This is a genomic window from Colwellia sp. C1TZA3, assembly GCF_007954265.1.
Lineage (GTDB): Bacteria > Pseudomonadota > Gammaproteobacteria > Enterobacterales > Alteromonadaceae > Cognaticolwellia.
In genome coordinates this window covers 1-12,550 of record NZ_VOLS01000040.1, presented here as the reverse complement: position 1 = coordinate 12,550, position 12,550 = coordinate 1, and the positions used below count along the sequence as shown (strand labels likewise).

The window sequence follows — 12,550 nt, the reverse complement described above, 5'->3', positions numbered from 1 at the left end:
CATGGCCACCACTTTATACGAAAAATTATGGCAAAGTCATATCATTGAAGAAAAGGCTGACGAAACGCCATTGATCTTTGTTGATCGCCATTTGATCCACGAGGTTACGTCACCACAAGCTTTTGCTAATTTAAAATTTCATAATCGTGTACTGCGTCATCCAGAACGCACCATTGCCACCATGGATCATAATATTTCAACACGCTCGATTAAAATTGACGCCGCCGGTGAAGGCGCTGCAAATCAATTGAGAACGCTAGAAAAAAATTGTAAAGAGTTTGGTATTGAATTGTTTGGCATGGGCCATAAAAACCAAGGTGTTGTGCATGTTATTGGGCCAGAATTAGGCTTAACCTTACCCGGCACTGTTATTGTTTGTGGCGATTCGCATACCTCAACACATGGCGCTTTTGGCGCCTTAGCATTTGGCATTGGTACCTCTGAGGTTGAGCACGTATTTGCCACCCAAACCTTACGCCAGACCAAAGCTAAAACCATGAGAATTGAAGTTAAAGGCCAAGTTGCCCCAGGCATAAGTGCTAAAGACATTATTTTAGCCATTATTGGTCAAACAGGTAGTGCTGGTGCAACCGGTTATGTGGTTGAATATTGTGGTGAAGCCATTGAGCGCTTAACCATGGAAGAGCGTATGACGGTGTGTAATATGAGCGTCGAGTTTGGTGCCAAAGCCGGGCTGATAGCCCCCGATGCGACAACATTTAACTACTTAAAAGGTAAAGATTACGCGCCAAAAGGCGAAGTATGGCAGCAAGCAGTTGAAGATTGGCAGCAACTAAAATCAGACAGCGAAGCAACCTTCGATAGTTACTTAACACTAGAAGCAAAAGAGATTAAAACCCAAGTGACTTGGGGAACAACACCAGGGCAAGTAACACAAGTTGATAGTGTTGTGCCTTCACCTGAAGACTTCACTGACCCTGTGGAACGTGAGTCATGTATTGCGGCATTAAAATATATGGGGTTAACTGCCGGTACTAAAATTACCGACATTGCGATTAATAAAGTGTTTATTGGCTCATGTACGAACTCTAGAATTGAAGATTTACGCGCTGCTGCTGCTGTTGCCAAAGGCAAAAAAGTGTCAGCCACGGTTGCAGCCATCGTTGTACCAGGCTCTTATCGTGTTAAAGAACAAGCAGAAGCAGAAGGCTTAGCTCAAACCTTTATTGATGCAGGCTTTGAGTGGCGCTTACCGGGTTGCTCAATGTGTTTAGGCATGAATGATGATGTGTTAACGCATGGTGACCGCTGCGCTTCTACCAGTAACCGAAATTTTGAAGGCCGACAAGGCCGCGGCAGTCGTACGCACTTAGTTAGCCCTGAATTAGCGGCTGCGTCTGCCATTGCAGGGCACTTTGTCGACCTAACCTCGATTAACTCACAAGTTCAAGGAGCATAACATGGAAAAATTTAACCAGCATCATGGCTTAGTTGTGCCACTGGATACAGCGAATGTTGATACTGACCAAATCATACCCAAACAGTTTTTACAAAAAACTACCCGCACAGGTTTTGGTCAACATCTGTTTCATGACCGTCGCTACCTAGATAACGACGGTCACAAAAACAATCCTGAATTTGTACTTAACAAGCCAGAGTATCAAGGGGCAAGTATTTTACTCGCTGGTGAAAACTTTGGTTGTGGCTCAAGTCGCGAGCATGCACCTTGGGCGCTACAAGAGTATGGTTTTCAAGTTATTATCGCATCTAGTTTTGCTGATATTTTCTACGCTAACTGTATCAACATTGGCGTTTTACCCGTGATATTACCGGAAGACACCATAGCAACATTGTTTCAGCAGTCAAAAGATAATTTACAACACATAACCGTTGATTTAGTAGCGAGTACGGTTAAAACAGCCAGTGCACAATATGATTTTACGATTGCGCCTTTTCATAAATACTGCTTAGAAAACGGTGTTGACAGTGTCGGTTGGACGCTAAATAAAATTGCTAAAATAGAAAGTTACGAAGCCCAAATGCCAGCTTGGCAATAGGTAAAAAGTAAAAAGTAAAAATTTAACCATCAGCTGAAAAGCTGATGGTTAAAACATAGTAAAAATTGAAAAAACTGTGGTTGATTTTACTTTAATTCCAAGAAGATAGCGCAGACATAGTAAATTTTTCACCTCGAAAACTCAGTATGACCTGTTGTGGCAGTATTTCATTGAGCAGTAATTCACGGCTAATATAGTCGCCTTCATAACGATCACGGCCATTCACCCTTATCCAACCTTTGCCATCACTGGCATAAAGATGCATTTCAAACGCTAACGATGGCACTCCATCTTGCACCCAAGTTGGCATTTGCGTCAGCGGTAGAAGCTCACTAGTATCTGTTGCTACATTTTCTCTAGCATTTTCACTTTGCTTAGTTTGTTCAATAGCCGATTGAAAGCTTGCCAACAAAGCATCAGACACCCCTGCCTCTGCTTTAACTACAAAATTTTCACCCGTCACATTTTTAGGCTTCGGCTCTGACCTTTCAGCAGTGGTAGGCGCGATAATTTTTGAGTCAGCTAACCTGCTTTCACTCGCTATATCTTGATTTTTAGCCTCGTCTTTATCATCCGTTATCACAGTGCTGTTTTTAGCCACTTTAACAAGCGGTGTTGCCATAAGGTCATTTTCAACGTTAGCCTCAATTACCTTAGCTTGAATCGTTTTATCAACAGCTGATATCGGCAGATTAGTACCGCTGCTAGTATCATTACTGGTATCGCTACCTGCTTGAACTGATTTTTCAGCAACTACAGCCGTTTCTTCCTGAACAGCTAGCTGTTCTTGCTCAGCAATAGTATCTACCTGATTTATAGCCACACGACTTACCTTAGCATCAGCGCCAATATTGTAAGCCTGATAAGTTCCCCACCAGACACCTACCGCTAAAACTAAGCTTAATGTCGTTACTAGGGCACCAACTTTTGCCCAGGTATTTTGCCACCAAGGCTTTACTTGAAATTCATCACCTAAGGCATCATAAGCCGCTTGCAATACAATTTTACGGTTAACCACCGCATTGTTACTGTTATAAGCGTTTATCAAAGATCGTTCGGCTAACAAGTTCATTAAGCGCGGGATACCTTTACAGGTTTTATGAATGGCGTTAACCGCACTTTTATCAAAAATATTACGAAAACATTTTGCCACTGACAAACGATGTTTAAGGTATTGCTCAACTTCTTGCTTATTCAGCGGTAATAAATGATAGCGCGCGGTTATTCTTTGCGCTAATTGCCGTAAATCTCGACGCTGCAATAACTGCTGTAATTCAGGCTGACCAATCAAAATTACTTGTAAAAGTTTTTTGGTGTTAGTTTCTAAGTTAGTTAAGAGTCTTAGCTGCTCTAACACTTCAGGTTGCAAATGTTGTGCTTCATCAATAATCAACAAGGTATTAGTGTCATCACTATGATTTTTGAGTAACTTTTGTTGTATTTTATCGGTAAGGGTTTTTAAGGTTGCCCCCGTTTTGCGATAACGAATTTTTAACTCATCACAAAGAGTCGCTAACAACTCTTGACTAGATAAGGTTGGATTCAAAATAAAAGCGGCTTGGGTATTCTCTGGCAAGTTTTCCATTAGGTGGCGGCTAAGCGTGGTTTTCCCCGTGCCTACTTCACCGGTAAGTAAGACAAATCCGCCGGTATCACCTAAGCCATAAGTTAGGTGATTAAGCGCTTCGCGGTGACGATCACTCATAAACAAATAATCAGGGTTTGGTGCAATTGAAAATGGCTTTTCTTCTAAACCAAAATAACTTGTATACATAGAAAATCTTAACTGATGAATCAACCCTGCAAAATTAACCTGAACGCAATCATATGTCAAAAGTCAGTCGCAATTATGTTAAAGTTAAGCAATATAATTATCTAATACATTATTTATTTTCAGAGGTTTATAGCGCTCAATGGCAAATATAACACAGCAACTAAACACTTTTTTAGTCGGGGGCGCCGTGCGTGATGCTCTCCTTAAACGCGCTGTTGTTGATAATGACTACGTAGTTGTTGGCTCTAGCGTTGAGGAAATGCTCAGCCTTGGCTTTTTACAAGTAGGTAAAGACTTTCCCGTATTTATCCACCCACAGAATCGACAAGAATATGCCTTGGCTCGCACCGAAAAAAAAGCCGGCCAAGGTTATACCGGCTTTAACTGCAATGCCTCGGCTAATGTTACTCTTGAAGAAGACTTACTGCGAAGAGATCTCACCATTAACGCGATGGCGATGGATGAACAGGGTAAAATAGTTGATCCCTATAATGGCCAAATAGACTTAACTAATCGCGTATTACGCCATGTTTCCCCCGCTTTTATTGAAGACCCTCTGCGGGTTTTACGCGTTGCACGTTTTGCTGCTAGATATCATGAATATGGTTTTACCATAGCACCAGAAACATTAACCTTAATGACCAAACTCAGTGAAAGTGGTGAATTATCCAGCCTATCTGGTGAACGAGTATGGCAAGAAATGGAGCGCAGCTTAGCCAACGCTCACCCTGAGGTTTTTTTTCAAGTGTTATATCAATGCCAAGCACTAAAATCGCTTTGGCCTGAATTACACAATTTGTGGGGTATTCCAAACCCAGAAAAATGGCATCCAGAAATTTGCTCTGGCGTACATCCTATGATGATACTCAAGCAAGCAGTTTTACTGTCTAAAAAAACTACTGTTAGGTTTGCCAGTATTTGCCATAACCTAGGTCAGTCGCTAACCGAACAAGACAGCTCTACTCAGCCTGACTATGCAAAGGCAGGAGCAGACTTGATAGAGGTGTTTTGTAAGCGCTTAAGAGTGCCAACAGCACACAAAAATTTGGCATTAAAGCTTTGTCAGTTTCACCGGCATGCACATAAAGTATTTGAGTTAAACGCTAGCACTATTTTGAACTTATTTAATCAGTTAGATGTTTGGCGCAAACCAGAAGAGTTTGTCAACTTTCTCCTCTGTTGCCAGGCAGACTTTACTGGTCGCCTTGGTTTTGAAACTTATCAATACCGACAAAAAGAATTTCTCTATACGGGTTTTAAAATACTCAGTGCAGTAACAGCGAAGCCTTTTGTTGAGAAGGGCTTGCAAGGGCTGGAGATTAAAGCTGCAATAGCACAGCAAAAGCTAGCTCAGTTAAAAAATTACCAACAAAGCTATATGGAACAAAATAATATTTTATCCAATGGAAGTAATACCAATTTGATATAACTAACCGCTAGACTTAGTCGATTGACTGTTGCACTCAATTCCTGCTTGTTTTAATCACTCAGTAATCGTTGCTGACGAACATGGCTCTAATACCAAGTTGATTAATTACCTGCTCATTTTTAATGGTTAAAATGAATAACTACAGCGTTATAAAATTTATAAGTAGAATAGCTACTTACTAAATTTTATGCCTTGTATTTATCCCTTTTTCCTCATGAAAAAGTAGACCACTTAATTAATCAGATTGGCTATAATACCAGTTCCATTAAGTTTGTAATCTTGTTGTGCGCAGGAAAAATAACTCAAGGTAAGGCGCTCGATTGAGCAATAGCTGGCTATTGGGAGTGAGAGCAACACAGCCTTGAGCTATTTTAACTAGTACAAGTGAGCAATAATACCAGTTCCATTAAGTTTGTGATCTTGTTGTGCGCAGGAAAAATAATTCAAGGTAAGGCGCTCGATTGAGCAATAGCTGGCTATTGGGATTGAGAGCAACACAGCCTTGAGCTATTTTAAATAGTACAAGTGAGCAATAACTTAATGGGATTGGTATAAGTCATTAGAGTCATGTGGGAGAATTACCGAGCAGTCCTAATGCTTTGAAGTACTGAACATATGAAAAAGACCTGAACATAAAAAAGCCATATCATTTGATATGGCTTTTTAGACTTAATGAACTTTTATATTAAAAGTTATAAGTTGCTTTTACGTAGTAAAAACCACCGTTGTAATCAAATGGTCCACTTTCGTAATACTTAGCACCTAACTGACCGTATGATTCAGCAGGTAACATTTCTGCTTCTTGGTCAAGGATGTTATTAGCACCGGCTGATAAAGTAATACTGTCATTTAAGAAGTAGCTTACTTCTGCATCAACAGTAACCGCTGAATCAGCCATTTCATTCCAACAACCGACAGCACAAGCATCATCAGCATGCGTTGCAAAATACTCACCAAAGTAATTTACACGAACAAAAGTTGATACATTTTCCCAAGATTGAGAAACAGTAAAGGTAGCACGATGATCAGGCATACCTTCTTCTAAGCGATGAACTTTACCTTCATTAGTGGTCTCTGGATTAAACTGATCAACCGTTGTTTCATTCCAGTTATATGCTAATGATAATAGCGTATCGCCGCCCATTAAGCCCATTGTATAGTTTGCAACAACATCGACACCTTGTGTGGTAGTGTCAAAATCATTAGAAAAATACGAAACCGCTGAAATTAGCTCAGGGTTAACAACACCGATGTTTTCAAGCGCTGCATAATCTGCTGATTCCACATCTATTTGGCTTGACTGTGCTAAACGGTCAGTTACTTCAATGTTGTAGTAATCAAGAGTAAAGAAGAAGTCGTCATATTGATAAACACCACCAAAAGCAAAACTTTTTGATTCTTCTGGCGTTAATTCTTTACCACCGTAAAACGCTGATAAAGCGTTAGTTGGCGGCGCAAGGAAGGTTTGAATTAATTCACCCGCAACTAATGAAGTTTGCGTGTTAACAACATTGGCTTGACCCACTGTTGGCGCTCTAAAACCCGTACTATGAGAGCCACGTAATGAAATCTCATCGTTAAGTCTTAATTGTGCAGTTAATTTATAATTCGTTGTGCTACCAAAAGTATTAAAGCTTTCGTGACGAATCGCTGCGCCAACTAAAAAGTCTGCTGTTACTTGGGCTTCAACATCAATATAGGCGGCAACATTGCGGCGGTCATTACGACCTTGAGTTTCAGGACCAAAGCCTTTAAAACCATGTGAACCAATGTTAAAACCTTGGTCGGAATAAGCACCGGCTTCCCATGAAGCTTTTTCACCTGAAACTATTTCAAAGCTTTCTTCACGCCATTCAAGACCCATAGCGACGTTAACTGGGTCTTCAAGGCCCATGTCAAAACCTTTAACTAAATCAAAGTTAAAAGTTTTTTCCATTTGGATATAGCTACCCGTTTGAAAATCTACTGGTGTATCTAAACCAAGCGATGGGTTTAAAGTATTTTTTAAGTTAAATTTAGATTCGTTACGACCTACTGAGCCGCTAACATCAAAAAACCAATCTTTTAAGAAACCTTCGTTAATTTCGCCTTTAGTACCAACAGTTAACGAGGTATCTGTGATGTTGCCACCAAATTGTGGTGTATAGCCACCTGGGAAAATTTGGTTCATTGAGAAACAATTAGGATCGGCTACCATTGCTTGATATTGAGGGCTATCTAGAACATTGCCGTCAGAACCATCAAGATTTTTTGGAATATAGACTGTAGCACAGGTACGGTCTGCACCTTCTGATTCGCCAACATCACCTACAAGTAAGGTTTCACCACCATCAACAGAAAAAACATTGCTACGGTTATGCGGGTTACGGTAGTAAAAACCACCGGTTACATCACGCTCAGAGTAGTTACCAAACATGTAAAATTCTTTATCATTACCAAGATCTAAACCAACATTAGCAAAAAACGTTACATCGTCTTTAACTTCAGGGTTACCCCAAATTTGAGCTGGACTTTGGATAGATGCATTGCCTTGACTGGCAATATTTGCCGCATCAGGACGTTGTACACTTCGACTGGTTGCATCAGCATTTTTTAACTGAAAACTTAAGTTAACAAAACCATCTTTAGTAAATGGCAAACCGACATTACCGTCTATAATCGTTTGATCGCCATCACCTTCGTAATAAGAACCTTGTTTCACAGACATTGAACCGCCATCTGCGTCATCTTTAAGTACAAAGTTCATTACACCAGCAATTGCATCAGAGCCGTATTGTGCAGCAGCACCATCACGAAGCACTTCAACTTGCTTGATCGCTACACTTGGAATAACTGAAATATCAGGACCTTGTGCACCATCATTAATACCACCACCTTGGAAAGCAATGACAGATGCGCGATGACGACGTTTACCATTTAAAAGCACTAATGTCGAATCAGAAGGTAAACCACGTAAATTTACTGGACGAATTAATGATGCAGCATCACTAATAGGTTGTGCACGTGCATTTAATGAAGGGATTGCGCCCACTAACATGTCAAGCATATCACTTGAAGCGTTTTTACCTAGCTCGTCACCACCAATAATATCAATTGGCACTGGAGACTCAGCTACTGAACGCGGAGCTGAACGTGAACCAACGACAGCGATACGTTCAATGTTTTCTTTTTTTGCAGCTTCTTCGGCAAAACCTGCGGCAAAACTAGGGGCTGTTCCTAGCGCTAAGCCAACGGCAAGGGCTAAAGTACCAGTGCGAAATGTTGTAGACATGTTGTTTCTTCCTAATATATTTGAATATGTTTTCAATAATTATCTATTTTATAATTATTTATTTTATAATTTTATTTTTACCCATTGCGCTGATCACAAAAAATAACGTTACTGCAGACAGTCAAAACGGCTTGGTGCTTTATAAAACAGCTAGAAATACTTTACAAGTAGTCTTTTTCACTGGCATTCAACATCGAGTCTATAAAAAGAATTGATATGCAAAAGTATACATATTTTATGCAAAGAACATCAACAAAGACAATTAACCTGCAGCCTATAGCCTTTAGGTGTTGCAAGAAAAAACATAAACGAAGCGTGTGCGAAGTTTTTCGTATTAAATTAAATATTCCCTGCATATTTAATCAATAAAAAAAATATAAAAAAAATGAACTTTTTCTAAACTAGGTATTTACTAAAACAAAAAGCCCCGTTAAAATTAAGTTATCAATGTTGATAGCTTGTTAATCCAGTATCTAGAGCCAATCTATAGTTTTCTCAATGGGAAGTAACATAGTAAATAAAACATAAAAAAAAGCTCCAATTTAGGAGCTTTGTTAATACAATAATATGATATTTTAGTTAGCGGCTAAAACAGTCGCACTTACTGCACCAAAACCTATACGTGCAGCGCCAGATTTTTCACACCAACCTTTCATAATGACACAATCACCATCTTCTAAGAAAGTACGAGTTTCGCCATTAGGTAAATGAATCGGCTCTGAACCAGCATTCGATAATTCAAGCATTGAACCTGCTTCTTCAGGCTTAGGTCCAGACTGTGTGCCACTACCAAACATATCACCTGAACGTAGGTTGCAACCATTAACCGTATGATGCGCTACCATCTGCGCTACGGTCCAATATGAATCTTTAAAGTTTGATTGCGACAATTGTACCGGTGCTTGCTTGGCATTACGCATTTTTTCAGTTTCAATTAATACCTGTAAGCTTAAATCTAGAGAGCCAAAGTCTCGATTGTGCTGTGACTCTAAGTAAGGCATAGGCTGAGGATCAGCTACGTCACGCGTCCATTTTGACCGGTAAGGTGCTAAAGCTTCTGAGGTTACAATCCACGGTGAAACCGTTGACGCAAAGCTTTTTGACAAAAATGGCCCTAAGGGTTGATATTCCCAACCTTGAATATCACGTGCTGACCAATCATTAAATAAACACATACCAAAAACATGATCTTCGGCACTTTCGATGCTAATAGGCTCACCTAAAGCATTACCATTACCAATAAATATACCCACTTCCATTTCATAATCTAAACGTTTACAGGGACCAAAAGAAGGCTCTGTTGCTGTTGGTGCCTTGGTTTGTCCTTTTGGACGTTTAAAATGACTACCAGAGACCTCAATTGAAGAAGAGCGACCATGGTAGCCGATAGGAACCCATTTATAATTGGGTAACAAAGGATTATCAGGACGAAACTTACTACCAACAGATGTTGCATGATGAATCGAAGTATAAAAATCAGTGTAATCACCAATTTGACATGGCAAAGCAAATTCAACATCGGTTTGTGCAAGTAAACATGATGCTAACTTCGTTTGTAATGCCGAACCCTGGGTTAATGCTTGTGATAACGCTTGACGTAAGGCGCTCCAAAAACGATTACCCATCGCCATAAAAGCGTTTAGCTGAGAATGACAACATTGCTCTAATGCCAATTGTGTATCACCAGCAAAAATTTCCAAGGCGAATAGCGCTTTTAAATCCACCACTTGATCGCCAATAGCAACACCCGCTCGACAGTCTTCTTTGCTGTCTTTTCGCTTAAAACTAGCAAAGGGTAAGTTTTGTATTGGAAAGTCACTATTTTTTGCGTTGGCTGACTCTACCCAGCTAATTAAAGCCGGGTTGTGCGTTTCATTAAGTAAATTGGTGTTAGACATGGGCTAAAAAACTCCAGAAAATAGGTGAAATACGTGTTTACAATACACGTTATTAAATAGCAATGTGCAGTATTATAACAAGCGCTCTAATAAAGGCCATGCCAATAAAATATACTTGATAAACAACTGTCAACAATATGTTGCAGGGCCAAGTTTACAGATACACTTGTCTTGCATTTAACAAAAAATGGTGTAAACACTATTCGCCAGAATCGACATTTGCTAGAATGCTGCCGATTTATCAATAGCTGGTAAACTTGCACGCCTACCTTAGTGGTAGGTCAACATTCAATCTACAGCTCCTGACTTACTATCAGGCTCGCTCAATGGGTCATAACATATGAATAACACTACTGTTTGCGCATTATATAAATTTGTTCGCTTAGAAAACTTCGAAGCCATTAAACCACCTTTGCTGCAGGTGATGGAAGACAATGCAGTTAAAGGTACCTTACTTTTAGCGCTTGAAGGTATTAATGGCACTATCGCTGGCTCACAAATTGGCATAGACGCCGTACTCGCCTTTATTAATAGTGATAGTCGTTTGTTTGGTGTGTCCTCTAAATGCTCGTTTCATCAAGACAACCCTTTTCAACGTACGAAAGTTAAATTGAAAAAAGAAATTGTCACCATGGGTGTAGAAGGTATCGATCCAACACTTACCGTCGGCACTTATGTTAAACCCAAAGACTGGAATGCCCTTATTTCTGATCCCGAAGTGCTATTAATAGATACCCGCAATGATTACGAAGTAGAAATTGGTAGTTTTGAAAATGCTATCAACCCAAACACCGAAAGCTTTCGTGAATTTCCTGATTATGTCGCCAAAAATTTAGATAAAAGTAAACATAAAAAGGTCGCTATGTTTTGCACCGGCGGTATACGTTGTGAAAAGTCTACCGCTTATCTAAAAGAGCAAGGCTTTGAAGAAGTTTACCATCTAGAAGGCGGCGTTTTAAAATATCTTGAAGAAGTCCCTGAGCAAGAAACAATGTGGCAAGGTGAATGCTTTGTATTTGACGGCCGAGTTGCCGTGAACCATAGTTTAGAACGTGGTCAATATGACCAATGCTTTGCCTGTCGTTATCCAATCACAGCAGCGGAAAAAACCAGCGAGCATTATATTCAAGGCGTAAGTTGCCCACGTTGTTATGATAAATACACTGACGAGCAGAAGAGCAGATTTCAGGAGCGTGAAAAACAAATCAACCTTGCCAAAGCTCGCGGTGAAGAACATATTGGTGGGGATATCAAACAAGTTATAGCCGAGCGCCGGGCAACTAAAAGTGCCAGTAAACAGGCTCAGAAAAAATAATATTTTATACACAGACCAAACAAACTAAATATAGTGCCTGCTGATTAGCGGGCATTTTTATGTCAGATAAAAAATATTTTCCGGCACAACAACAATCGTCAAGACAGATCAAAAATAAATTTCAGCCAAAAAAAAGCCTCAACATATAAATGTTAAGGCTTTAGATTTTTTACTAAAATATAAAATGGTGCCTTGACCCGGAATCGAACCAGGGACACGAGGATTTTCAATCCTCTGCTCTACCGACTGAGCTATCAAGGCACGGTCTTTAAATAAACCAGATAGACATCGTGTTCATTTTGAAACAAGCGACATAATATCGGGAATTAAACTCGCTCGCAAGCCATTTTATTGACTTACATTGATAATTACTTGAATTAGCATAAAAAATCAGCACTTCTACCACTATCTTAACTAATACCAGTTCCATTAAGTTTGTGATCTTGTTGTGCGCAGGAAAAATAACTCAAGGTAAGGCGCTCGATTGAGCAATAGCTGGCTATTGGGAGTGAGAGCAACACAGCCTTGAGCTATTTTAACTAGTACAAGTGAGCAATAACTTAATGGGATTGGTATAATACCAAGTTGATTAATTACCTGCTCATTTTTAATGGTTAAAATGAATAACTACTTATACCAATTACATTAATTAACCACTCAAATTTAGCCAGTCTCTAAAGCATATATCTTTCACCCTTTTTATATCACTTATGAAGCTGTTCCATGCATTACTACAAGATTCAACAATATCGTCATAATCCTTAAAACACTTATTCGCTAATTCATTCTGTCTTAACCACTGCCATACCTGTTCAATTGGATTTAATTCAGGTGAATAAGCGGGT

General features: G+C 39.7%; 8 protein-coding genes and 1 tRNA gene. 4 read left to right on the top strand and 5 right to left on the bottom strand.

Annotated elements, in window-relative coordinates; all coding sequences use genetic code 11:
* The first annotated feature begins 1 nt into the window (after window position 1).
* Together leuC and leuD are read left to right on the top strand one after the other, a co-directional pair.
* Entirely contained in the window at window positions 2-1,420 is a 1,419-nt protein-coding gene (gene leuC / locus ESZ39_RS12175) for a 3-isopropylmalate dehydratase large subunit (RefSeq protein WP_146880172.1), read from the top strand.
* Between the two features lies 1 nt (window position 1,421).
* Window positions 1,422-2,018, top strand: coding sequence for a 3-isopropylmalate dehydratase small subunit (leuD, locus tag ESZ39_RS12170; protein ID WP_146880171.1), 597 nt, complete (start codon window positions 1,422-1,424; stop codon window positions 2,016-2,018).
* A 91-nt stretch (window positions 2,019-2,109) separates the two neighbouring features.
* Here the strand turns inward: leuD and ESZ39_RS12165 are convergent, their stop codons facing one another.
* Window positions 2,110-3,792 carry an AAA family ATPase gene (locus ESZ39_RS12165; RefSeq protein ID WP_146880170.1) on the bottom strand — a complete coding sequence of 561 codons (1,683 nt, stop codon included), beginning with the start codon at window positions 3,790-3,792 and terminating at the stop codon, window positions 2,110-2,112.
* Between the two features lie 139 nt (window positions 3,793-3,931).
* Here ESZ39_RS12165 and ESZ39_RS12160 point away from each other — a divergent pair, with 139 nt between their 5' ends.
* Entirely contained in the window at window positions 3,932-5,221 is a 1,290-nt protein-coding gene (locus ESZ39_RS12160) for a multifunctional CCA addition/repair protein (protein ID WP_146880169.1), read from the top strand.
* Between the two features lie 685 nt (window positions 5,222-5,906).
* Here the strand turns inward: ESZ39_RS12160 and ESZ39_RS12155 are convergent.
* Window positions 5,907-8,492 carry a TonB-dependent receptor plug domain-containing protein gene (locus ESZ39_RS12155; protein WP_146880168.1) on the bottom strand — a complete coding sequence of 862 codons (2,586 nt, stop codon included), beginning with the start codon at window positions 8,490-8,492 and terminating at the stop codon, window positions 5,907-5,909.
* A 575-nt stretch (window positions 8,493-9,067) separates the two neighbouring features.
* A complete protein-coding gene (fahA, locus tag ESZ39_RS12150; protein WP_146880167.1) occupies window positions 9,068-10,390 on the bottom strand; it encodes a fumarylacetoacetase in 1,323 nt (440 codons plus the stop codon).
* Window positions 10,391-10,730: 340 nt separating this feature from the next.
* On the opposite strand from fahA, the gene ESZ39_RS12145 reads away from it, so the two are divergent.
* Window positions 10,731-11,705, top strand: coding sequence for a rhodanese-related sulfurtransferase (locus ESZ39_RS12145; protein WP_146880166.1), 975 nt, complete (start codon window positions 10,731-10,733; stop codon window positions 11,703-11,705).
* 185 nt (window positions 11,706-11,890) lie between these two features.
* Here ESZ39_RS12145 and ESZ39_RS12140 read toward each other — a convergent pair.
* Window positions 11,891-11,966 (bottom strand) — tRNA-Phe (locus tag ESZ39_RS12140).
* A gap of 388 nt (window positions 11,967-12,354) precedes the next feature.
* The coding region (locus tag ESZ39_RS12135) for a transposase (protein WP_191321720.1) at window positions 12,355-12,550 on the bottom strand (196 nt) is incomplete at its 5' end.